The organism is Luteibacter sp. PvP120 (assembly GCF_054055715.1).
Map to the genome: position 1 here is coordinate 666,827 of NZ_JBSRXP010000002.1, position 23,416 is coordinate 690,242.

Below are 23,416 nucleotides of genomic sequence, written 5' to 3' on the forward strand. Positions count from 1 at the left end.
TAACCGGACAGACCGTGGATCAGTTCGAGTTGACGAAACCGATCTTGGTCAGGCCCTGGCCCTTTGCGTCGGAAAGCACGCGAGCCACGGCCTCGTACTGTGCCGCGTCGTCCGCGTCGATCTGCAGTTCCGGCTGGTTCGACTGCTGGGCGATCACCGCGATCTGGGCCTTGAGGCCAAGCTCGTCAACCGGCGTGTCGTTCCAATAGAGCGAGCCATCCTGGCGGATCTGCAGCCGGACGGGATCCGGCGGGTTCTCTGGGTTTTGCACGTTCGGATTCGGCTGCGGAAGATCGATCTTGATCTTATGCGACAGCATCGGAGCCGTGATCATGAAGATGATCAGGAGCACCAGCATGACGTCGACGAGCGGCGTCACGTTGATGTCCGCCATGGGACCACCAGAGTTGCCTGAACTGAATGCCATTTTCGTTACTCCTTGCCGGTCGACATGAAGCCGACGTGGACCATACCGGCTTCCTTGGCATCGCCAAGGATCTTCTTCACCACCTTGTACTCGGTGGTGCGGTCCGCACGGATCTGGAGTTCCGGCTGCGGCGACTTCGCCGCCGCAACCGCGAACTGGGCCTTCAGTTCAGCCTCGCTGACTTCACCGTCATTGAGGAAGTACGTACCGTCCGGCTTGACCGCGAGATCCATCGGTTCGACCGGGGTGTCATCCTTAACGTTCGGATTAGCCTTCGGCAGATCGATCTGGACCTTATGGGACATCAGGGGTGCCGTGATCATGAAGATGATCAGCAGAACCAGCATCACGTCGACGAGCGGCGTGACGTTGATTTCCGACATCGGGCCACCGCTGTTGCCACCGCTGGACATAGCCATGGGTCAGCTCCTTACTTCTTGACGACGACCGGCGCCGTACCTTCGACGCGAGCGCCGGTGGCGAAGAAGTCGTGCAGGTCATGCGCGAATTCGTCGAACTTGGCGTAGGTCAGGCGGTTGGAGCGCATGAAGAAGTTGTACGCGAGCACGGCCGGGATAGCGGTGAACAGACCGAACGCGGTCATGATCAGCGCCTCACCGACAGGACCGGCAACCTTGTCCATCGACGCGGAACCCGAAGCGGCGATACCGATCAGCGCGTGGTAGATACCCCACACCGTACCGAGAAGACCGATGAACGGGGCCGAGGAGCCGACCGTGGCGAGCAGGGTCAGGCCACCTTCCAGACGCAGGCTCTCGCGAGCGACGGCCTGGCGGAGTGCGCGGTCGATGAATTCCGAACGCGACAGCGTTTCGGCGAGGCGACCGCCAGCAGCCTGCTGGTGGTGAGCGACGGCCGAAGCGGCATCGAGCGCGATCTTCGAGAACGGTTCGCCCTTCGGCTGCTCTTCGAGCATACGAATGGCTTCCTGCGTCGACGAGGTGTTCCAGAAACCCTGGATGACCTTGTCGGCGCGGGCCCGCACCATGCTGTTACGGATGAAGTTGGCGACGATGAAGTACCACGAGAGTACGGACATCGCGACCAGCACCACGAACACGATCCAACCGAGGAAGTCGAAGTTGTGAATGAGGTGGTCGAAGCCCATCTGCTTGAGGGCATCGGCGTTGGAGTTTTGACCTGGCTGAGCAGGCTGAGCGGAGGTGTCTTGCAACATAACGCTACCCTTGGGAAGTCAAGCGTGAACTTAAAAGATGTAAGTGTGGGGGCTTACAGCTGGTTTAGGTTGAACGTAACGGGGACACGTGCATAGCCTTCGACGGCAGCACCGCCTCGCTTGCCCGGGTTGAATCGCCAGTTCCTTGCGGCATCCTCCGCGGCTTTGTCCAATTCGCGGAAACCGCTCGACTGGTCAACCTTGATGTCTTTCGGCGCACCGTCGACACCCACGAGGACCAGAAGAACCACCGTACCTTCATGCCGCTGACGGACCGCCTGCGGCGGATACTTTGGCGGGTTACGCTGACGGTACGACAGATTTTCGCTCGGCGCGATATCCGCCGGCGGAGCAGGCGGCGCGGGAGGCGCCGGCGGCGGAGCCGGAACAGGATTCGAGCTCGCTTCCTCGACAGCCGGCGGCGGTGGAGCCGGCGGCGGCGGAGTCGGCGGCGGCTTCACCTGCTGGATGATCTTCGGCGGCGGCTGCTTGGGGGGTTCGGGCGGCGGCGGCGGCGGAGGGGGCGGGGGCGGCGGCGGTTCGATAAAATCGACCTGCACGACTTTCTCTTTCTGCTTTTCCTGCGACTTCGGCGGCGCCATGGGCGCGACCAGCAGCAGGAAGGCGAACGAGTGCAACGCAATGGCGACTGCCAATGCGCTGGTGCGCCCCCAACTGAACGGCGCTTGGCCGGTTGATTCGTTACTTGAGGCCATCAGTCACTATCAAGAGCTAATCAAGCGGAAGTGAGCCCGCACTGCTCTTCCGGCGTTCGGCAATTGACATTGCCGAAAACGCAGGTTTCTGCAAGCGGAAAGATATGCAAGTTACACCAGCATATGGCGTTTGTATAGCGCCTGAAGGGAGGATTCGTGACGATCTTGAATCCTCCACTTTTCAGCACCTTACAAGCGCTTACTTGGTGTTCTCTGCATTTTTCAACCAGGCGTTGGCCTTGGCAGACGTTTCAGGGTCCTGCGCCGCGAGCTTCATGTCCGCAATAGCACCCTGTTTGTTCTTCTGACCACGCTTGGCTTCCGCGCGCACCATATAGGCCTGACCCTTATGCTGAACGCCCTTGCTGATGGCATCGGTCACCGATTTCTCGGCAGCCGGGTATTGATTCTTCTGCAGCTGGAGGCGGGCGACGCTGAGCGACACCTCGCCGTCCTTGGCCAGCGGAGCAGCCTTCTGGTACGCGGCCAGCGCGGCGCTCTCGTTGCCTGCCGTAATGGCGGCGTCGCCCTGCAGCTTGTAGACCTCGGCGGAGGGCTTCACCACGCCCTTCGACAGACCGTCTTCCAGCACGGCCTGCGCCTTGCCGGCGTTGGCTTCCTGGCGCTCGCTGTGGTCCTGGCCATCGATCAGGTAGACCTTGGCGAGGTTGATATACAGCTTCTCATCCTTGAAGGCGCCCGCGGCACGGCCCTTTTCGAGCAGCGCGATCGCTTCGGGATACTTCTGCGCCTGGATCAGCGAGGACGCCGCGTTCTGCATCGCGGTCGGGTCGTTCGGATTCTTGGCCAGCTCGGCCGAAGCCAGGTCGGCAGCCTTATCGCCCTGGCCGGTTTCCGCATAGCTGGCGGCGAGGATCTGGTCCCACGAACCCTGCGGCTTCGCGTCCGGCATCGACTTCGCCTTGGTGATCGCGGCGATGGCTTCCGGGTACTTCTCGAGGCGGTAATCGATATTGCCTTCGAGACCGTAGGAGTCGGCGGTTTCCTTCTTGCCTTCCGAGCGCCATTCCTGCAGCGACTGCAACGCCGGGGCGTACTGCTCGTCGGCCACCAGGAACTGCGTGTACATGTACTTCAGCTGGAAATAGGTGTCGTTCGGCATGACGCCGATGTCCAGCGCCTTCTTCAGTTCGACGATGGCGCCTTTCACGTCGCCGTCGTTGTACTTCATGTTGGCCAGGCCCTGGAGGGCGAGTGCCTGGGCATACTTGCTGCTGGTGCCCGAGCCATCGGCCAGCGGCTGCAGGATCTGCGTCGCCTTGTCCTTGTCGCCATTGTTGGCGGCGTCCAGGCCCTCGTTGATGGCCTTCTGGTCTTTCTCGGTCTTGAGGTCGAGCTTGGGCTCCGTACGCGTGGCGTTCGGGTACAGCGCTTCTTTCTTGTCCTTGGGAGCCGAGTCACGCGCGCTGACCGCACCGCTGGCAAGGGAAAGAGCGACCGCCGTGGCGAGCGCGAGCTTTGCGAAGGAACCCTGTTTCATCGAATGACCTCAGGCTGTAGGACTCGGCGCTCAACGAACAGTGCCGGGGGACTACAGAGGTTAACCTGATTCTATTCCTAAGAACAAGTCGCAGTGCGATAAAAAACAATAGTCAAAACAATGACTTGTTATATGTTTGTTGGCGCAGTGCAAATTTGTGGCCCTTATGGCCCTTGAAAACGGCGTTTTCATCCTTCCCTGCGAGTTGTGACGCAGGTCAAAAAAAGAGCCCGATGCGTGACCGCCATCGGGCTCCGGGATGTAAACGCTTACGCCAGATCGTCAGACGTCCAGGTTGGCTACCTTCAGCGCGTTCGATTCGATGAAGTCGCGACGCGGTTCCACGGCCTCGCCCATCAGCATCGAGAACATCTGGTCGGCGGCCACGGCATCCTCGATGCCCACCTGCAGCATGCGACGGGTTTCCGGATTGACCGTGGTTTCCCACAGCTGCTCCGGATTCATTTCACCCAGGCCCTTGAAGCGCTGGATGGAGCGGCCCTTCTTGGCTTCGTCCAGGAGCCAGTTGCGCACGTCCGCGAAGCTGAGTACGCCGCGCGAGGCGTTGCCGCGGCGAACCACGGCGCCGGGCTGCAGGTGCAGGTCGGCGAGCTGACGAGAAATACCCAGGATGGCGCGGAATTCGATACCGCCGAAGAACGCCTGCGGCATGATCCACGTGTGGCTGAGGCCGTGCTGCATCCGCTCCACTTCGACGGCGGCGCCCTGCTCGTTCAGCGCCGGACGGAAGCGCAGCTTGTAGGTGGGCTTGCCCAGGCCGCTGGCACTGAGGCGCGTGGCAATGCCATCGAGCCAGGCCTGCATGGCGACAGGGTCGGCCCACAGGCCTTCTTCCATCGGCACGTGCTCGATCATCGCGGTGAGCGAGGTGGTGTCGAAGCGATGGCTGAGGCGAGCGATCTGGTCCAGGGCGGACTGGTAATCGTGCAGCAGCTTCTCGAGGACCTCGCCGCTCACGGGTGGCGCGCCCTCTTCCGGCATCAGCGACGCGTTATCCACCGCACCCGAGATCAGGTACTGGTTCAGGACCACGTCGTCCTTGATGTACATCTCCTGCTTGCCCTGCTTCACCTTGTACAGCGGCGGCAGGCCGATGTAGACGTGCCCGCGTTCGATCAGTTCGGGCATCTGGCGGTAGAAGAAAGTCAGCAGCAGCGTGCGGATGTGGGAGCCGTCCACGTCCGCATCGGTCATGATGATGATGCGGTGATAGCGCAGCTTGTCCGGGTTGTATTCGTCCTTGCCGATGCCCGTGCCCAGCGCGGTGATCAGCGTGCCGACTTCGGCGGAGGCGATCATCTTGTCGAAGCGTGCCTTCTCCACGTTGAGGATCTTGCCCTTCAACGGCAGCACGGCCTGCGTGCGCCGGTTGCGGCCCTGCTTGGCCGAGCCGCCTGCGGAGTCACCCTCGACCAGGAACAGTTCGGACAACGCCGGATCCTTTTCCTGACAGTCCGCCAGCTTGCCCGGCAGACCGGCGATGTCGAGCGCGCCCTTGCGGCGGGTCATCTCGCGGGCCTTGCGGGCCGCTTCGCGGGCACGTGCCGCATCCACCGCCTTGGAAGCGATGGCCTTGGCCTCGGCCGGATGCTCCAGCAGGAACTCGGACAGGCGGTCGTTGACCACCTGTTCCACCGCTGTCTTCACCTCGCTGGAAACCAGTTTGTCCTTGGTCTGCGAGGAGAACTTCGGATCGGGCACCTTGACCGACAGCACGGCGATCATGCCTTCGCGCATGTCGTCGCCGGACAGGCCCACTTTGGCGTTCTTGGCGAGGCCTTCCTTCTCGATGTAGCTCTGCAGCGTACGCGTCAGCGCGGCGCGGAAGCCCGTGAGATGGGTACCGCCGTCACGTTGGGGAATATTGTTGGTGAAGCAGAACATCGTTTCCTGGTACGCGTCCGTCCACTGCATGGCCACTTCGACGGTAATGCCGTCGGCGGTTTCCGTGCTGAAGCTTACGACCGTCGGGTGTAGCGCGGTTTTCAGCTGGGACAGATGCTGGACGAAGGAGCGGATGCCGCCCTCGTAGGCGAAGATGTCCTTGCGCTCGTTGCGCTCGTCCACCAGCTCGATGGTGACGCCCGAGTTGAGGAAGGCCAACTCACGCAGGCGCTTCGCCAGGATGTCGTAGTGGAACTCGATGTTGTTGGTGAACGTGGCCGGGCTGGGCAGGAACCGCACCATGGTGCCGCGCCGCGTGGTGTCGCCCACGGGGCCGATGGGGGCCTGGGCCACGCCGTGTGCGTATTCCTGACGGTATTCCTTGCCGTCACGCCAGATGGTCAGCCACAAACGCTCGCTCAGCGCATTGACGACGGAAACGCCCACGCCATGCAGGCCACCGGATACCTTGTACGAGTTGGCGTCGAACTTGCCACCGGCATGCAGCACGGTCATGACCACTTCCGCCGTGGAAATGCCCTCTTCCGGGTGGATCTCGACCGGGATGCCGCGTCCGTTGTCCGAAACACCGACGGACCCGTCTTGCCCGATCACGACCGTGACGTAGTCGCAGTAGCCAGCCAGGGCTTCATCGATCGCGTTATCGACGACCTCGAACACCATGTGGTGGAGACCGGTGCCGTCGTCGGTGTCACCGATGTACATACCGGGGCGCTTGCGCACCGCGTCCAGGCCCTTGAGGACCTTGATGCTGCCGGAATCGTAGGCGTTGGACTGGTTCGGATCGAGAGGTTCGTTCATGCGATGCCTGGTGGTGGCGCGGGGTGCGGCCCGATGCGGCGCAGGTGCGCCGGCATAGTCGGTCGATTATAGCAAAGCCGCGACGGCACCCTGTTCCACGTGGAACACAGTGACCGGTTGGCTAGAAAGTGCGTCCGGAATGTCCGTTCCGGTGACCAGGACCTGCGCGTCGCGACCGAGAAGCTGGGCCACGACCCACTCTTGATGGGTGCGGTCCAGCTCCGACGCAAGATCGTCGAGACATATCACGGGCCACTCTCCCTTGATCTCGGCGTGAAGCGCCGCCTGCCCAAGCAGGCAGGCCAGCGCGGTCAGTTTTTCCTGGCCACGTGAAAGGTGCTCCCGCAGGGGAGCCTGTTCGAAGCTGATGGCGAAATCAGCGCGATGGGGGCCGACGGTTGTGTGGCCGCGTGCGAGATCACGGATGCGTCGTGCGGCCAAAACGCCCAGCAATGGCTCACCCTCCTCCCAACCGGGGCGATAGCGCAGGTCGAACGCGCCCAGTTCGGGAAGGACGTTGGCGGTGAACTCTCGGATGTAGGGCAGCAGTCGGGCCAGGTAAGCCCTGCGATGTGCGGTCATCGCTTCGCCGGTAGAGGCCAATTCCGCTTCCCACGGCTCGATCCATGACGCTTCGATCGGCCCACCGCCCCGTAACAGCGCGTTTCGCTGCTTGAGGGCACGTTGGTATCGGCGCCACTGTCCGATGAAGTCGTGTTCCACGTGGAACAAACCCCAGTCCACGAAGCGCCGGCGTTCATCCGAAGCGCCGGCGATGAGATCATGTGATCCCGGCTCGAAGCAGACCACGGCACACTCCTGCACCAGCGCGCCCAGCGATGCCGCCGTGTCACCGTCCACCCGCGCTTGCCAACGGCTACCTTCGCGGCCCAAGCCAAGGCGGCGTGCACGCTCGTCTTTCCCACGCACTTCCGCGAATACGGACAAGGACGCCGCCCCGCGCTGCAACAGGACATCACGCGATCCCGCACGGAACGAGCGCCCGTGGGACAGCAGGTAGGCCGCTTCGAGGATGCTGGTCTTCCCGGCACCGTTGGGACCCACGAACACGTTGATCCCCGCAGCCGGAGACAGCGAAACGCTGTCGAGGTTGCGCAACCCGGCGATCCTTAGTGATTCGAACTTCATGGCGCCCTGTGGTGACCGGAACGACGAAACGAAAAACGCCGGGGTGTCGAAGACAACCCCGGCGTCATCAGCCGAACTTTAGCGTGGAAGCCGATCAGAGGCGAAGCGGCATCACGACATGACGCGCTTCTTCGTTGCCCTCTTCCTGGAGCAGGCAGCTCGACTGCGCATCACGCAGGTTGATGCGCACCTTCTCGCCACGCAACGCGCCGAGCGCATCCAACAGGTAGCCGACATTGAAGCCCACGGCGAGGTCGTCGACAACGGTCTCTGCTTCGACTTCTTCCTGGGCTTCTTCCTGCTCCGGGTTGTGCGCGACGATCTTGATGCGACCTGGCGTGAGTTCCAGCTTGACGCCGCGGTATTTCTCGTTCGAGAGGATGGCCGCGCGCTGCAGTGCACTGCGCAGCACATCGCGCTCGATGGTCGCGGACTTGTCGGCACCGAGCGGGATGACGGCCTCATAGTCTGGGAAGCGTCCGTCGATGAGCTTCGACGTGAACATGACGCCCCCGCGCCGCACGCGCAGGTGATTACGGCCGAACTCCAGTTCCACCGAACCCTCGCCCGCTTCCAGCAGACCGATCAGTTCGTTGACGCCTTTGCGCGGAATGATGATCTGGCGCCGTGCCGATACCGAACTCTGCAGCTTGGTTTCCTTCAGCGCGAGGCGGTGGCCGTCGGTGGCCACGCAACGCAGCGTGTGTTCTTGCAGATCCAGCAGCATGCCGTTGAGGTAATAACGGACATCCTGGTTGGCCATGGCGAAGGCCGTGCGGTCCATCAGGTCGCGCAGCACCTCTTCCGGCAACGTGACCCGCTCGACCAGTTCGATTTCATCGACGGTCGGGAACTCGCTGGACGGCAAGGTGGCCAGGGTGAACCGGCTGCGGCCTGCATTCAGGGCGATGCGCTCGCCGTTGAGCTTGATGTCGATCTTTGCGCCATCGGGCAGCGCACGGACGATATCGAACAGCTTGCGCGCAGGAATCGTGATCTCGCCTTCCTGCACGGCATCGGCAGCGGTGGTAGCGACCATCTCCACTTCAAGGTCGGTACCGGTGAACGAGACCTCCTGTCCGGTAGCGCGAACCAGGAGGTTGGCGAGGACGGGCAGCGTCTGTCGGCGTTCGACGACGCCCACCACTTGCTGCAGGGGTTTGAGCAGAACTTCCCTCTGGATGCTGAATTGCATGCGACCCCTACTCCTGCTTTTAATGTTTTTAAGATTTATATAGTGGTTGTTGTTAGGGCGGTGGATAAGTTGACAAGCCTGAATTTCTATTGAATTTCAGCAAGTTGTATTTTCATATCCATCGCGTCTAACCGGTGAAGCTATGTGGGTGTCTTGTGGATAACTTCGAGGCCCAAATCCATCCTCTGTCCATCCACCTATTATCCACAGGTTCTCAGCCCGTCAATATACGGATCAGCTGCTCCCAGTCCTGGCGCATGCGTACGTCCTTCTCGCAGAAACCGCGGATGGTCCGGCAGGCATGCAGCACCGTGGTGTGATCACGGCCACCAAACGCTTCACCGATCTCGGGAAGGCTGTGCTCGGTCAGTTCCTTGGACAGGGCCATGGCGACCTGCCGGGGCCGCGCCAGGGAGCGCACGCGGCGCTTGGAGAGCAGATCGGAAAGGCGGACCTGGTAGTAATCGGCCACCGTCTTCTGGATGTTGGGCACCGTCACGGCCTGCGCATGGGTATTCAGCAGGTCGCGCAGGGTTTCTTCGGCGAAGTCCGTAGTGATCGGCTTGCGGTAGAAGTTGGCCCGGGCCGCCAGCGTATTCAGGGCGCCCTCGAGGTCGCGCACGTTGGAGCGGATGCGCTTGGCCAGCAGCATGGCCACGTCCTCGGACACTTCCATGTCCTTCTCCGCGGCCTTCGAAAGCAGGATGGCTGCCCGCGTCTCGAAGTCGGGCGGCTCGATCGCCACCGACAGCCCCCACCCCAGACGCGACTTCAGCCGCGGCTCCAGCTTGTCCAGTTCCTTGGGATAGCGGTCGCAGGTGAGGATGATCTGCTGCTTCGCCTCGAACAACGCATTGAAGGTATGGAAGAACTCTTCCTGCGTGGTGTCCTTGCCGGCGAAGAACTGGATATCGTCGATCAGCAGCGCGTCCACCGTGCGGAAGCGGCGCTTGAACTCGTCCATGTTCTTTTGCTGCAGCGCCTTGACCATGCCACTGACGAACTGTTCCGAACGCAGGTAGAGCACCTTTGCGCCGGGATTGTTCTGCAGCAGCATGTTGCCGGCGGCGTGCATCAGGTGGGTCTTGCCCAGGCCGGTGCCACCGTAGAGCAGCAGCGGGTTATAGGCCCTGCCCGGATTCATCGCGACCTGCATCGCCGCCGCCTTGCCCAGCTGGTTCGACTTGCCCTCGACGAAGGTCTCGAAGGTGTAGTGCATGTCCAGGTTGTGGACATGGGGCGGTTCCGGCGGCGCCTCGGGCGCCCGAGGCGCCTGCTGCGAGGGGGACGGGGACGGCGTGGCGCTGCTTACGCGCACCGGCACGGCCCTGCCGCCGGACGAGCCCACTTCCAGGCGTACCGTGACGGGATGGCCGATCAGGTGTCCGGAGATACTCTGGATCTTTTCCAGGTACTGCTCGCGGATGGTATCCAGCGAGTACGGGTTCGGGGCATACAGGTGCAGGCCGGACGCGTCTTCCCGGGCCTGCAGCGGCATGAGCCAGGTATGGACTTCCTCGGCGGTCAATTCGCCTTCAAGACGCTCGAGACAGCGCCTCCAAAGATCACTCATCGGGTATTCTTGCCACAGAAGGGGCGCTTGCGCGCGGGGTGGACGGCAAAGTCTACCAGCGTTCCGCCCCCCGTCCGGTGTCCGATCGGCGGCAGCCTCGTGACGGGCACGTGTCCAACCGGTTGACAGTAATCGGGATTGTCGGACATACTTGCCGGCCATATTCAATCTTCACCCGGATGTCTTCGCCATGAAGCGTACTTTCCAGCCCAGCTTGCTCAAGCGCGCCCGTACCCACGGCTTCCGCGCACGCATGGCGACCGCCGACGGCCGCAAGATCATCAACGCCCGTCGTGCCAAGGGTCGCAAGCGTCTGATCCCGTAATCGGCGATACGGTCGTGCGTGCCGCCGCCATGCCGCGCGAAGCGCGGTTACGCCGCGCCGCCGACTTCGCCGCGTTGCGAACAGTCAGCGGTCGCCTCGGCGGCCGCTGTTTTCTTTTGCGCTTCGGAAACAACGACGTCGACACCGCCCGGCTCGGCCTGGCCATCTCCAAGCGCTGTTCCAAGCGCGCGGTCGACCGTAACCGGATCAAGCGCCTGGCACGCGAGGCGTTCCGCCGCGCCCGCCCCGATCTTCCGCCTGTCGACATCCTGGTCATGGCCAAAGACATCGCCGTGCAGGAGACAGGCGCAGCACTGCTTGCCGAGTTGGAAACCCTGTTGCGTCGCATCCGGCCGTTGAAGCGCGAGGGTGCGGACGGCACAATCGCGCGTTGATCTTTCTTAAGTCACCCCCGCCCTTCCCGGCCCCTCGGCCGCGGCGTCATTCGGATCTGGCCCTGCAATGAATCAAACGCGCACGCTTCTCTTCTTCGCGCTCATGTTCGTGGCGTATCTCTTGTGGACCGAGTGGGAGAAGGACTACGTCCATCCGCCGGCCCCCGCTGCGCCGGCCGCCCAGGTCGATGCCGCCGGCAAGCCCGGCGCCGATGCCAGCATTCCAGGTTCCACCGCGCCGGCCGCCGTACCAAACGAGAACGCCCCGCCCGCCGAAGGCAAGGCGGAGCTGGTCACGCTGTCCAACGACGTGCTGCGCCTGACGATCGATACCCGCGGCGGCAGCATCGTCCGCTCGGAACTCCTCTACTACCCGACCAACCCGGTCACCAGGAAAGATCCGGTCTCGCCGCCGGTGCGCCTGCTGGACGACGAGGGCGCGCACTTCTTCGCCGCCCAGGATGGCCTGGTCAGCAGCAACGGTGCGGCGCCGGACCACCGCGCCCTGTTCCATGCCGACAAAACGGAGACGACCCTGGCCGATGGCCAGAAGTCGGTCAGCCTCGACCTCACCTGGACCGATCCGTCCGGCGTGAAGGTGGTGAAGCGTTACACGCTCAAGCGCATGGACTACGTGGTGGATCTCGACCAGCGCGTCGAGAACGGTTCCACGGCGGTCTGGACGGGTAACGCCTATCACCAGCTGCAGCGCGTCGCCAACGAGAAGGTCAACTGGTTCAAGGCGTATACCGACCCGGCGCAGCACAGCTTCTTCGGTGCCGCGTGGTACAGCCCGGATACCAAGTTCGAGACGCTGCCGCTGGTGGACTTCGCCAAGAAACCGCTCAACCGCGCGATCACCGGCGGCTGGGTCAGCATGCTCCAGCATTACTTCTTCGTCGCGTGGATTCCGCCGGCGGAGCAGAGCGTCACCTATAGCAGCGCCGTGGTCGATCCCAACTCGGCCACGCCGCGCTACCTGGTGCGTGCGTTCGGTCCGGCCATGCAGGTGGCCCCGGGCCAGTCGGTCGACAGCGTCGCGCGCCTTTACATCGGGCCCAAGCTGCAGGGCACGCTGGACGCCATCGCCCCGGGCCTGGAACTGACCAGCAACTACGGCTGGTTCACCATCATCGCGCAGCCGCTGCATTGGCTGCTGTCGCAGCTGCACGCCATCAGCGGCAACTGGGGCGTAGCCATCATCCTGCTGGTGCTGCTGATCAAGGCCGCCCTGTTCAAGCTCACCGACGCGCAGTTCCGCTCGGGTGCACGCATGCGCAAGCTGCAGCCGCGCATCGCCGCGCTGAAGGAGCGCTACGGCGACGACCGGATGAAGATGCAGCAGGCCACCATGGAGCTGTACAAGAAGGAGAAGATCAACCCGATGGCAGGCTGCCTGCCCATCCTGATCACCTTCCCGATCTTCATCGGCCTGCTGCGCGTGCTGTCCGAATCGATCGAACTGCGCCATGCGCCGTTCTTTGGCTGGATCCACGACCTGTCGGCGCCCGATCCGTTCTACGTGCTGCCGGTGCTGTACTTCCTGGTCACGCTGCTCACGCAGCGCATGATGCCGACCGCCGGCATGGACCCGACCCAGGCCAAGATGATGAAGGTGATGCCGCTGATCTTCGGCGTCTTCTTCGCCTTCTTCCCCTCGGGCCTGGTGCTGTACTGGACGGTGAACGGCGCGACCAGCCTGCTCCAGCAGTGGTGGATCAACCGCAGCGTGGAACGCGCCGACGCGGTAGCGAAGATCACCAAGGCATAACCTCAAGGCGGCGCGTCGAAAGACGCGCCGCTTCGCCATACGCGGGTAAGCGATGAATCACGGCGACGACACCATTGCAGCCATCGCCACCGGCGCCGGCGCGGCCGGTGTCGGCGCCGTTCGCGTCTCCGGGCCGCGTGCACCGGTCATCGCCGCGACCTTGCTGGGTCGCGAACCAACACCACGCCACGCCCATTTCGCCGCGTTTCGCGACGCCGACGGCGAACTGATCGATCGCGGCCTGCTGCTGTCCTTTCCCGCGCCGGCCTCCTACACCGGTGAGCACGTGCTCGAATTGCAGGGCCACGGCAGTGCCGTGCTGATGGACGCCCTGCTCCGCCGCTGCATCCAGTTGGGTGCACGGCTGGCACGACCCGGTGAGTTCACCGAGCGCGCCTTTCTCAACGGCAAGCTCGACCTCGCCCAGGCCGAAGCGGTGGCCGATGTCGTTGCCGCCACTTCGGAAGCGGGCGCGCGTGCGGCACTGCGCTCGATGGAAGGCGTGTTCTCCGCGCGCGTGGATGCGTTGCTCGCCGAGTTGATCGCCTTGCGCGTGCACATCGAGGCGGCCATCGATTTTCCCGAGGAAGAGATCGACTTCCTTGCCGATCCGCTCATCGGCGAAAAGCTGGGCACGTTGCGCACGCATCTGGATGACTTGCTGGTCGAAACACGTCGTGGGGTCAGGCTCAACGACGGTATCGTCGTGGCGATCGTCGGCCGACCCAACGCGGGCAAGTCGAGCCTGCTGAACGCGCTGGCAGGCGAAGACTGTGCGATCGTCACCGATATCGCCGGCACCACGCGCGATGTGTTGCGCGCCTCGGTCAGCATCGACGGCGCGTCACTGGAGCTGGCCGATACGGCGGGACTGCGCGAATCGGACGACATCGTGGAGCGCGAAGGCATTCGTCGTGCGCGTGCACAGCTGGAGCGATGCGATGTCGCGCTGCTGGTGACGGACGAGACGCATGCACGCGACGACCTGCCGTTCTTCGAAGGCGCACCCGACCATGCGACGCGTATCGTCATCGTCAACAAGATCGACCTGACCAACACGGCCGCAGGTATCGAGCGGTGTGACGGCTACGACATGTTGTGGTTGTCCGCGTACACCGGTCTGGGTATGGATGCGTTGCGCAGCATGTTGAGGGAATTGGCCATCGCGGGTTCCGGTGACGGTGCATTCAGTGCGCGCCGTCGCCATGTGGTCGCCCTGGAGGCAGTGCGCGATCATCTCGCTCGCGCGAACGGTGCGTTGCATGGCTACCACGCTGGGGAGATTGCGGCGGAAGAGCTGCGGCATGCGCAGCAGGCTCTGGGCGAGGTGACGGGCGCCTATTCGTCCGATGATCTTCTGGGTGAGATATTCGGGTCGTTTTGTATAGGAAAGTAAGGTGGATAAGGTATGTCTAATGAGGTCAGTCGACGTAGCTGTAACCTGCTTCCTGTAGCACGACAGTATCTATTTTCTGATTTGGAACTTGCCGAGTTTCGAAGGTTTTGGCCATGAAGCACACATCAATCCGTAACAGCACTGCCGAATTCCTGATTTTCACCGCCCAGGCGGGAGAGCAGAGCATCGAAGCGCGCTACGAAGATGAGACTCTATGGCTATCCCAGAAGTTAATGGCCGAGCTTTTCGGAATAGACGTGCGCACCGTCAGCGAGCACCTAAAAAACATATTTGTCAGCAATGAACTGGTGCCTGAGGCAACTGTCCGGAAATTCCGGATAGTTCAGCAGGAGGGTCAGCGGGAGGTGTCCAGGGCGGTGGATTTCTACAACCTTGACGCCATTATTTCCGTTGGCTATCGGGTCAACTCCATCCGCGCAACGCAGTTCCGCCAATGGGCGACCAGCGTCCTGCGTGAGTTTGCCATCAAGGGCTATGTGTTGGATCGCCAGCGCATGGAAAACGGTAGCTTTCTAGGCGAGGACTATTTCGAACGGCTGCTGGCGGAAATTCGTGAGATTCGTCTCAGCGAGCGACGCTTCTACCAGAAGATCACTGACATCTACTCCACCAGCGTCGATTACCACAAGGACGCACCCACGACCAAGGCATTCTTCGCCAAGGTACAGAACAAACTGCATTACGCCATCCACGGCCATACCGCAGCCGAGTTGATCTGCAAGCGAGCCGATAGCAGCAAGCAGCATATGGGGCTGACCTCTTGGGCTAGCGCTCCAGACGGCAAGATTTTAAAAACAGATGTAGCGGTAGCCAAAAATTACTTGGCTAAAGACGAGTTGGACTCGTTAGCTCGTGTCGTTAACGCTTACCTTGAACTGGCTGAGGATCGTGCTATCCGCAAGATACCCATGAGCATGGAAGACTGGTCCAAGAGACTGGATGCCTTCTTGGAATTCGACGACCGAGAAGTATTACAGAACAGTGGAACTATCTCCGCGAAGATTGCACAAGCGCATGCGGAGAGCGAGTTTGAAAAGTACAGGATGATTCAAGATCGCTTGTTCGAAAGTGATTTCGACAAGGTGGTGAAGAAATTAGCAACGGATGAATCGTCGGCTGAGAACTAAAGTTGACATCTAAGCCGCTCAACATTTCTGCGCGGTTGCTCGACTCGCTGTCCGCTTCTCAGCCATCACCGACGCCGCCCACACCCCGATGCCGGCCAGCGCCAGCAAACTTCCCACCCAACCCGGCGACGTCCATCCGTAACCCCCGGCGATGGCAAGCCCACCCAGGTAAGGACCCAACGCATTCGCCGTATTGAACGCCGAATGATTGAGCGATGCCGCCAGACCCTGCGCATCGCCCGCCACGTCCATCAGCCGCGTCTGCAACACGGTGCCCAGTGCCCCGCCGATACCGATGAAGAACACATCCAGGCTGAGCAGCCAGACATTGCCCGCGGTAAACGGGAAGATCGCCAGGATCACCAGGCTCCACAGCAGCAGCACACCCGCCGTGCGCATCAGTGCGCGATCGGCGAACACCGGCACCACCATGTTGCCGATGGTCATGCCGATGCCGAACACCGCCATCACCCACGGCACGCTGGACAGCGGCATGTGGGTGACGTTGATGAGGATGTCGGCCAGGTAGGTATAGACGGCAAACATGCCGCCGAAGCCGATGGCGCCGATCGCCAGCGTGTACCAGACCTGCGGACGCTTCAACGCGCTGAGTTCACGCAGCGGACTGGCCTTGGCATCCGCCGGCGTGTTCGGGGCGAAGATGGCGACGGCGATCATGGTGAGCAGGCCGAGCACCGCGACCAGCGCAAACGCCCAGCGCCAGCCGACGGCCTGGCCGAGCCAGCTCGCCATCGGCACGCCCACGATGGTGGCGCAGGTCAGGCCGAGGAACATCTGCCCTACCGCGCGTGTACGGCGGTTGGCCGGCACCAGGGACGAGGCGACCAGCGCGGCGACGCCGAAATACGCTCCGTGCGGCAGACCGGCGAGGAAACGGAACACCAGCATCCAGTGATACCCGGGCGACAGGCCGGTCAGCCCGTTGAATACCGTGAACATCGCCATGAGGATCAGCAAAAGGCGGCGTCGTGGCACGCGTGCGCCCAGCACCGTCATGACCGGCGCGCCCACCACGACACCCAGCGCATAGGCGCTGATCGCATGTCCGGCGGTGGGTGCATCGATGCCCAGGCCCTGCGCGAACAGGGGGAGCATGCTCATCGAGGCGAACTCGGTGGTGCCGATGGCGAAACCACCGACGGCCAGGGCAAGGATCACCAGGCCGACATGGGCGACACGGACGGGCGGTGCGCCCGGCTCGGGGAGGGGAGCAGAAGCAGACATGGAAGGACTCGGCGACAGGAGAGGCGCGCCCGGCATGATGCGGCGCAGCATGCGTCTAGAATACGCCCGTGGCCGGAACGGTGAAACCGTGGATCGAGCCGTCGCCCTTCACGCCGCCGTGTCGGGAAGCGGGTGATCGCGGATGAACTCGATGAACGCGCGCAGTGCCGAGGTGACTCGCCGCTGGCGGGGGTAATACAGCATGAAGCCGGGATACGGCGGACACCAGTCCTCGAGCACGCGCACCAGCAGGCCGTCGGCCACCAGGTCTTTCACCTGGTCGTCCAGCACCAGCGTCAGCCCGATGCCAGCGACCGCGGCGTCCAGGGCGATGCGAAAATCGCCGAACGTGACCCGTCCGCGGACATCCAGTTCGAGCTTGGTCGAGCCCTGCTCCAGCTCCCACTTGTAGATGCGCCCGCTGGGAAAACGAAAACGGATGCAGTCGTGCTGGAAAAGATCGTCGGGCACCAGCGGCGTGCCGCGGCGGGCCAGATAGTCCGGCGAGGCCACCACCGCGCCGCGCTGCACACCGCTGATCGGCACCGCGATCATGTCCTCGGGCACCTGCTCGAAAAAGCGGATGCCTGCGTCGAAACCCGACGCAACGATATCGATCAGGCCATCGTTCTCGACGGCCTCGAAATGGATATCCGGATAGGTGGCCAGGAACCGTGGCAACAGGGGCGGCAGCAGCAGCTGCGCCGTGACCCGGGGCATGTTGATCCGCAAGGTGCCCGCGGGCGCCGCCCGAAAGTTGTTCATCTCCTCCAGCGCGTCGTTGACGCCCATCAGGGCCGGCTCCAGCCGTTCCAGCAGGCGCTGGCCGGCTTCTGTCAGGGAGACGCTCCGCGTGGTGCGGTGGAACAGCACCACGCCGAGCCGCTCCTCCAGCCCCCGTATCGCGTAGCTGATGGCGGACGTCGACAGGGTCAGCTCCGCGCCGGCCTTGCGGAAGCTGGCGTGGCGGGCGACTGCGGCAAACGCGGCAAGGTGGGAAAGGTTATCGGGACGCATGATTATCAAGGATACCTCAACGATACATGCCGATAATCCCGCTGGCGGGGCTCATTGTTGAGGGTTTATCGTTGCGCAGCTTTTTCCACTGAATGAGGATGACCCCATGATCGATGTCCGCGGATATGCCGCCAAGAGCGCAACCACGCCCCTCGTTCCCTTTACCTTCCAGCGCCGCGAGCCGGGCGACCACGACGTTCGCATCGAAATCCTCTACAGCGGCGTCTGCCATTCGGACCTTCACCAGGCCAAGGGCGACTGGGGCAACTCCGTGTTCCCGATGGTCCCGGGCCATGAAATCGTCGGGCGTGTCGTCGCCGTCGGTTCGGCCGTGAAGAAATTCAAGGTGGGCGACTTCGCCGGCGTGGGCTGCATGGTCGATTCCTGCCGTGAATGCGATTCCTGCGAGAAGAGCCTCGAGCAGTACTGCCTGAACCACACCAGCTTCACCTACAACGGCACCGAGCAGGACCGGACCACGCCGACCCAGGGTGGCTATTCCACCGAGATCGTCACCGAAGAGCGCTTCGTGGTGAAGATCTCCGAAAAGCTCGACCTGAAGGCCACCGCGCCGCTGCTGTGCGCCGGCATCACCACCTATTCGCCGTTGCGCCACTGGAACGTCGGCCCGGGCCAGAAGGTTGGCGTGATCGGCCTCGGCGGCCTCGGCCACATGGGCGTGAAGTTCGCCAAGGCGCTGGGTGCGCACGTCACCATGATCACCACCTCGGCCTCCAAGGGCGAGGATGCCAAGCGCCTCGGTGCGGATGCAGTGCTGCTCTCCACCGACGCCGACGCCATGACGGCGCAGGCCGCCAGCTTCGATTTCCTGCTCAATACGGTGCCGGTGTCGCACGACATCAACCCGTACACCAGCCTGCTGCGGCTCGACGGCACCATGGTGCTGGTGGGGGCGCTGACCCCGCTGGAAGGCGTGGTCGGTGGCAGCCTCATGCTGCCCCGCCGCACCATCGCCGGTTCCGCGATCGGCGGCATGGCCGAAACGCAGGAGATGATGGATTTCTGCGCCGAGCACAACATCGTGTCCGACATCGAGGTGGTCGACATGGCCTCGATCAACGAGACCTATGTGCGCTTGGCGAAGAACGACGTGCGCTATCGCTTCGTGATCGACATGGCGACCATGCCGGCGTGAGGTAAGCCTATCGCCCACATCGTGGGCTCCTACCAAGCGGAGCGAATCGCTCGGTAGGAGCCCACGATGTGGGCGATACTTGGCTTATTTTCGCCGCCCAGACCGAAGGAACCGGCTTGAAGCGATTGCTCCGCTACCTCGGTCTATTCGTTGCACTGGTCATCGCGTTCCTGGCCTTCGTGGCCGTCACCGCGTGGCCCAATATCGGCGCGTGGCCGAAGGACACACCGACACAGGCCGACACGACATCGCCGCAATGGCACGGGCAACGCTTTGCCAATCCCGACCCGATGTACATGAACCTCAAGGGTGGCATTTGGCAAATCCTGCAGTCGAAGCCCGGCGAGGAACCCGATGCCCCTGTGCCGACGAAGGATTCCTCGGCGCTCTACGCCAAGCCCCCGGTGAGTGGCTTGCGCGTCACCTGGTTCGGCCATTCCTCCATGCTGGTAGAGATCGACGGAGTGAACGTCGTCGTCGATCCGTTCTGGAGCGAACGCGCGTCACCCTTCCCGTGGCTGGGCCCGAAGCGCTGGTACGAACCCCCGGTATCGATCGATCATCTGCCACACGTCGATGTCGTGATCGTCTCCCACGATCACTACGACCACCTCGATCGCGCCTCCGTGCAGGCATTCAACGCACGCGGTGTCCGTTTCGTCGTGCCCCTGGGCATCGGTGCGCATCTGCGGGACTGGGGCGTGCCCAACGATCGGATCACGGAACTCGACTGGTGGCAGGAAGCGACGGTGGGTGCATTGCGCATCGTGTCTACGCCGTCGCGTCATGCGTCCGGGCGCCTGTCCGCACGTAGCGATGCGACGCTGTGGACCGGTTACGCCCTGATCGGCCCCACGCATCGTGCGTTCTACTCCGGCGACACGGGCATGAATGCCACGTTCGCCGATGTCGGCACCAGGTTCGGCCCTTTCGACGTCACCATGATCGAGGACGGCCAGTACGACGCGCAGTGGCCCGACTGGCACCTTGGCCCCGAACAGGCCATGCAGGTGCACCGGGACGTCCGCGGCAAAGTCCTGATCCCGGTCCATTGGGGCCTCGTCAAGCTCGCACACCACGGCTGGACCGAACCGGTGGAACGGATACTCGCGGCGGCGCGTTGCAGCAAGGCGGAGGTACTCATCCCCGAGCCGGGCCAGGCGGTGGAACCGACGACGCACCCGACGATCCCTCGCTGGTGGCCGAAGCAGCCCTGGTTCACGGCGTCGCAGCATCCGATCGTCGCGTCGCGCGATGGCAATCCCAACCATAAGTTCGACATACCGGTTTGCCCGTAACGCCAACTCCCATGATCCGCGGCCTGAGCCCTTGCCGAGGCGACTACCCGCTAGCGATCGCGTCCCAGTTGAGATCGTAACGGGCGAGGTACTTGCGCAGGCGGTCGGCGTCGTTGGTGCTGGCGCGCTTGCTGCGTGACGCGGCGAACAATTGCCGGCCGGCTTCCGACAAACTGCGGCAGTGCCGGCACACGGTGATCACTTCGCGCAGCTGCAAGCGGTCGAACAGGTCGAGGTCGTCGACCGCGTCGCCAAGCAACTCACGCAATGCGTCGCCTGCGCCGTCCTGGTGCCAAAGTCGACGCAGGCGACCAATCTCCTCATCGACGCAATCACGATTGATGCGTCCGGCTGGCGCTAGCGTGGCCATGCGCGTGACCGATGCGCCGAGGTCGCGAAAGTTACCCGACCATGGTGCGTCGCCCGATGTGGCGAACGAAAGATAGCTTTGCCGTGCTTCCTTGTTGAACGTGACACGACGGTTCTCCTCCTTCGCATATCGCTCCAGCTCATAATCCAGGTTCGGCTCGATGTCCTCCAGGCGCTCGGCGAGGCTGGGCAGATGGAACGACCAGATGTTGAGTCGCGCATACAGATCGTCGCGAAAGCGGCCTTCGGCGACACGCCTGCCAAGGTCACGATTCGTGCCGGCAATCAGCTGGAAGTCGCTCGCCACTTCCCGATCGCTGCCAACGGGAAGAAAACGTTTGTCCTCCAGCGCGCGCAGCAGCATCGCCTGCTCGTCGGCGCCGAGTTCGCCGATCTCGTCGAGGAACAGCAAGCCCTTGTCCGCGCTGCGCAGCAAGCCTGCGCGTTCGCTGACCGCGCCGGTGTAGGCCCCCTTCACATGGCCGAACAATGCGCTCATGGAGCCGTCGCCGCGCAAGGTGGCGCAGTTCACCTCGACGAAGCGGCCGGTGACTTCGCGCCGCGCCTTCTTGAGTTCGAACAGGCGACGCGCCAGCTGGCTCTTACCTGCGCCGGTCGGCCCCATCAGGAGGATCGGTGCTACCGATCGGCTACCCACGGTCTCGATCTGCTCGATCATCCGGTTGAACGACGCATTGCGGGTGGCGATGCCGCTCTTGAGGTAACTGCGATCTTCCTGTTGCTCACTCTCGAAACGCTGGGCCAGGCGGTCGTAGCGCGACAGGTCGAGGTCGATGACGCTCAACTCGCCTGCACTGGCTGAGACGCCTTGCTTGCGCGGCGGCGAGGCCTGCAGCAACCGGCCGGGCAGGTGGCGACTCTCCGTCAGCAGGAACAGGCAGATCTGCGCGACGTGGGTGCCGGTGGTGATGTGGATGTAGTAATCCTCGTTCTCCGGGTCGAAGGGATAGCTGCGCGCGAACGCGTACAGCGTCTCGTAGACGGATTCGAAATCCCAGGGGTTGGCGATGTAGGTGTCATGGATGCGGACCTCGGTCTCCGGCGAGACCTGGCCGAGGTCGTCACGGACAAGGCGGCTGGTCTGCGCATTGCGCCGCGCGTCCACGAGCAACTCCATTCGCCCAATGAGGAAGTCCTCGTGTAGGCCAAGCGACACCGTGGGGCGCCAGCGCTCCCAGCGTGCCGGGCCGTCGCCTGCATCGAGTTGGGTGCCCAGGAAGCCGATCACTACCTTGGTCTTCATGTTGATCCCATCGGATAAAAAACGATATTTAAATATCGTAACGAATTGACAGTAGGTGAGCTACGTCCATGCAGCTAGGTAAAGGTACCTAGCATAATCAATAACATATCGACGTCTTGGCTTCGTTGGCACGGCTAATGCTCTATTCCAGTTGTTCCCAGGAGATCGACCGGGTCGAGCTGATCTTGCCCGGTCCCCAGGATTTACCCCGACGGGAATGGGCCCGTCGGGGCGGGGCAGGAAGCGAGTGCACGTGGACCTGTCGCCATCTTTGTTCATAAGGAAGCATTGAAATGAGTACCACCGCTTACGAAGTCATCAACGAGCCGGGCGCCGTGCCGATCAAGCTGTGGACCCGAGGCGTGCCGCTGGAAGACGAGGCACGCCAGCAGCTGATCAATATCGCGAAGCTGCCGTTCGTGCACGGCTGGCTGGCGGTGATGCCCGACGTCCACCTGGGCAAGGGCGCCACCGTCGGCTCCGTCGTGCCGACCATCGGTGCCATCGTGCCGGCAGCGGTGGGCGTCGATATCGGCTGCGGCATGATCGCCACGCGTACCACGCTCACGGCATCGGACCTGCCGGACGACCTGCGCGACCTGCGTCACGGGATCGAAGCGGCCGTGCCGCACGGTCGTACGGTCGGCAAGCGCGACAAGGGTGCCTGGGCCACGCCGCCGAAGGCCACCGAGGACGGCTGGGGCGAGCTCGCGCAGGACTTCGCGCTGATCACGGCGAAGTATCCGAAACTGGCACGAACCAACAACCTGCACCATCTCGGCACGCTCGGCACGGGCAACCACTTCGTCGAGATCTGCCTCGATGAGGAACAGCGCGTGTGGTTCATGCTGCACTCGGGATCGCGTGGTGTCGGTAACGCCATCGGCAACCATTTCATCGAGCTGGCCAAGCAGGACATGCGGCGCTGGATGATCAACCTGCCGGACCAGGACCTGGCATACCTGCCGGAAGGCAGCGAGCACTTCGGCGACTACGTGTTCGCGGTGGACTGGGCACAGCGTTTCGCCCGCACCAACCGCGCGATCATGATGCGTCACGTCGTCGACGCCGCGCGCAAGGTGATCACCAAACCGTTCGAGGCGTGGTCGGAGGCGGTCAACTGCCACCACAACTACGTGAGCCGCGAGCGCCACCTGGGCAAGGATGTGCTGGTGACCCGTAAGGGTGCGGTGAGCGCCCGCAAGGGCGAGCTCGGGATCATCCCGGGCAGCATGGGCGCCAAGAGCTTCATCGTTCGCGGTCTCGGCAACGAGGAAAGTTTCCACAGTTGCAGCCACGGTGCGGGACGCATCATGAGCCGTACGCAGGCGAAGAAGCAGATCACCCTCGAGGAACACCGCAAGGCGACCGCGCATGTAGAGTGCCGCAAGGACGCGGACGTGATCGACGAATCGCCGGCGGCTTACAAGTCGATCGAGGCGGTGATGTCGGCGCAGGAGGATCTGGTCGAGATCGTCCACACCCTGCGCCAGGTCGTTTGCGTCAAGGGCTGAAGGAAGACGCCCCACCCGCGGGTGGGGCCATG

General features: G+C 63.0%; 20 protein-coding genes. 8 read left to right on the plus strand and 12 right to left on the minus strand.

All coding sequences use genetic code 11. From position 1 onward, the window contains the following. Positions 1 to 19 precede the first annotated feature (19 nt). The 9 genes from ACVKN3_RS06815 to dnaA all read right to left on the minus strand — a co-directional run bounded on the left by ACVKN3_RS06815 (position 20) and on the right by dnaA (position 10,486). A complete protein-coding gene (locus ACVKN3_RS06815) occupies positions 20 to 427 on the minus strand; it encodes an ExbD/TolR family protein (RefSeq protein ID WP_036138661.1) in 408 nt (135 codons plus the stop codon). A gap of 5 nt (positions 428 to 432) precedes the next feature. Next, positions 433 to 846, minus strand: a complete 414-nt coding sequence (locus ACVKN3_RS06820) for an ExbD/TolR family protein (RefSeq protein ID WP_036138663.1) — start codon at positions 844 to 846, stop codon at positions 433 to 435. A gap of 11 nt (positions 847 to 857) precedes the next feature. After that, positions 858 to 1,625 carry a MotA/TolQ/ExbB proton channel family protein gene (locus ACVKN3_RS06825; protein ID WP_036138666.1) on the minus strand — a complete coding sequence of 256 codons (768 nt, stop codon included), beginning with the start codon at positions 1,623 to 1,625 and terminating at the stop codon, positions 858 to 860. A 53-nt stretch (positions 1,626 to 1,678) separates the two neighbouring features. Continuing rightward, positions 1,679 to 2,341 (minus strand): energy transducer TonB, encoded by a 663-nt coding sequence (locus ACVKN3_RS06830; protein WP_036138669.1) that lies wholly within the window; start codon positions 2,339 to 2,341, stop codon positions 1,679 to 1,681. A 199-nt stretch (positions 2,342 to 2,540) separates the two neighbouring features. After that, a complete protein-coding gene (locus ACVKN3_RS06835; RefSeq protein WP_285403446.1) occupies positions 2,541 to 3,842 on the minus strand; it encodes a tetratricopeptide repeat protein in 1,302 nt (433 codons plus the stop codon). A 282-nt stretch (positions 3,843 to 4,124) separates the two neighbouring features. Next, the gene (gene gyrB / locus ACVKN3_RS06840) at positions 4,125 to 6,569 is read right to left on the minus strand and encodes a DNA topoisomerase (ATP-hydrolyzing) subunit B (protein WP_036138674.1); all 2,445 of its coding nucleotides are present in this window, start codon (positions 6,567 to 6,569) and stop codon (positions 4,125 to 4,127) included. Positions 6,570 to 6,635: 66 nt separating this feature from the next. After that, a complete protein-coding gene (gene recF / locus ACVKN3_RS06845) occupies positions 6,636 to 7,718 on the minus strand; it encodes a DNA replication/repair protein RecF (protein ID WP_354515694.1) in 1,083 nt (360 codons plus the stop codon). Between the two features lie 94 nt (positions 7,719 to 7,812). Further along, the gene (gene dnaN, locus ACVKN3_RS06850; protein ID WP_354515692.1) at positions 7,813 to 8,913 is read right to left on the minus strand and encodes a DNA polymerase III subunit beta; all 1,101 of its coding nucleotides are present in this window, start codon (positions 8,911 to 8,913) and stop codon (positions 7,813 to 7,815) included. 214 nt (positions 8,914 to 9,127) lie between these two features. After that, positions 9,128 to 10,486, minus strand: a complete 1,359-nt coding sequence (dnaA, locus tag ACVKN3_RS06855; protein ID WP_285403442.1) for a chromosomal replication initiator protein DnaA — start codon at positions 10,484 to 10,486, stop codon at positions 9,128 to 9,130. A gap of 190 nt (positions 10,487 to 10,676) precedes the next feature. Here dnaA and rpmH point away from each other — a divergent pair, with 190 nt between their 5' ends. The 5 genes from rpmH to ACVKN3_RS06880 all read left to right on the plus strand — a co-directional run bounded on the left by rpmH (position 10,677) and on the right by ACVKN3_RS06880 (position 15,521). Continuing rightward, complete coding sequence (gene rpmH / locus ACVKN3_RS06860) at positions 10,677 to 10,811, plus strand: 50S ribosomal protein L34 (protein WP_036109021.1); 135 nt, start codon at positions 10,677 to 10,679, stop codon at positions 10,809 to 10,811. A gap of 14 nt (positions 10,812 to 10,825) precedes the next feature. Next, complete coding sequence (gene rnpA / locus ACVKN3_RS06865; protein WP_051938536.1) at positions 10,826 to 11,206, plus strand: ribonuclease P protein component; 381 nt, start codon at positions 10,826 to 10,828, stop codon at positions 11,204 to 11,206. A gap of 67 nt (positions 11,207 to 11,273) precedes the next feature. Continuing rightward, positions 11,274 to 12,977, plus strand: coding sequence for a membrane protein insertase YidC (yidC, locus tag ACVKN3_RS06870; protein ID WP_354515689.1), 1,704 nt, complete (start codon positions 11,274 to 11,276; stop codon positions 12,975 to 12,977). Between the two features lie 52 nt (positions 12,978 to 13,029). Continuing rightward, positions 13,030 to 14,373 carry a tRNA uridine-5-carboxymethylaminomethyl(34) synthesis GTPase MnmE gene (mnmE, locus tag ACVKN3_RS06875; RefSeq protein ID WP_354515687.1) on the plus strand — a complete coding sequence of 448 codons (1,344 nt, stop codon included), beginning with the start codon at positions 13,030 to 13,032 and terminating at the stop codon, positions 14,371 to 14,373. A 113-nt stretch (positions 14,374 to 14,486) separates the two neighbouring features. Next, the gene (locus ACVKN3_RS06880) at positions 14,487 to 15,521 is read left to right on the plus strand and encodes a virulence RhuM family protein (protein ID WP_354515685.1); all 1,035 of its coding nucleotides are present in this window, start codon (positions 14,487 to 14,489) and stop codon (positions 15,519 to 15,521) included. A gap of 18 nt (positions 15,522 to 15,539) precedes the next feature. Here the strand turns inward: ACVKN3_RS06880 and ACVKN3_RS06885 are convergent, their stop codons facing one another. Together ACVKN3_RS06885 and ACVKN3_RS06890 are read right to left on the minus strand one after the other, a co-directional pair. Continuing rightward, positions 15,540 to 16,766, minus strand: coding sequence for an MFS transporter (locus tag ACVKN3_RS06885; protein WP_354515683.1), 1,227 nt, complete (start codon positions 16,764 to 16,766; stop codon positions 15,540 to 15,542). Between the two features lie 108 nt (positions 16,767 to 16,874). Continuing rightward, positions 16,875 to 17,783 (minus strand): LysR family transcriptional regulator, encoded by a 909-nt coding sequence (locus tag ACVKN3_RS06890; RefSeq protein ID WP_036138689.1) that lies wholly within the window; start codon positions 17,781 to 17,783, stop codon positions 16,875 to 16,877. Positions 17,784 to 17,889: 106 nt separating this feature from the next. On the opposite strand from ACVKN3_RS06890, the gene ACVKN3_RS06895 reads away from it, so the two are divergent. Further along, positions 17,890 to 18,939 (plus strand): NAD(P)-dependent alcohol dehydrogenase, encoded by a 1,050-nt coding sequence (locus ACVKN3_RS06895; protein WP_354515681.1) that lies wholly within the window; start codon positions 17,890 to 17,892, stop codon positions 18,937 to 18,939. A 116-nt stretch (positions 18,940 to 19,055) separates the two neighbouring features. Next, a complete protein-coding gene (locus tag ACVKN3_RS06900) occupies positions 19,056 to 20,237 on the plus strand; it encodes an MBL fold metallo-hydrolase (RefSeq protein WP_354515679.1) in 1,182 nt (393 codons plus the stop codon). A 43-nt stretch (positions 20,238 to 20,280) separates the two neighbouring features. Here the strand turns inward: ACVKN3_RS06900 and rtcR are convergent, their stop codons facing one another. Further along, the gene (rtcR, locus tag ACVKN3_RS06905) at positions 20,281 to 21,870 is read right to left on the minus strand and encodes an RNA repair transcriptional activator RtcR (protein WP_354515677.1); all 1,590 of its coding nucleotides are present in this window, start codon (positions 21,868 to 21,870) and stop codon (positions 20,281 to 20,283) included. Positions 21,871 to 22,163: 293 nt separating this feature from the next. Here rtcR and ACVKN3_RS06910 point away from each other — a divergent pair, with 293 nt between their 5' ends. Beyond that, positions 22,164 to 23,384 carry an RtcB family protein gene (locus tag ACVKN3_RS06910; RefSeq protein ID WP_354515675.1) on the plus strand — a complete coding sequence of 407 codons (1,221 nt, stop codon included), beginning with the start codon at positions 22,164 to 22,166 and terminating at the stop codon, positions 23,382 to 23,384. Positions 23,385 to 23,416: the final 32 nt, after the last annotated feature.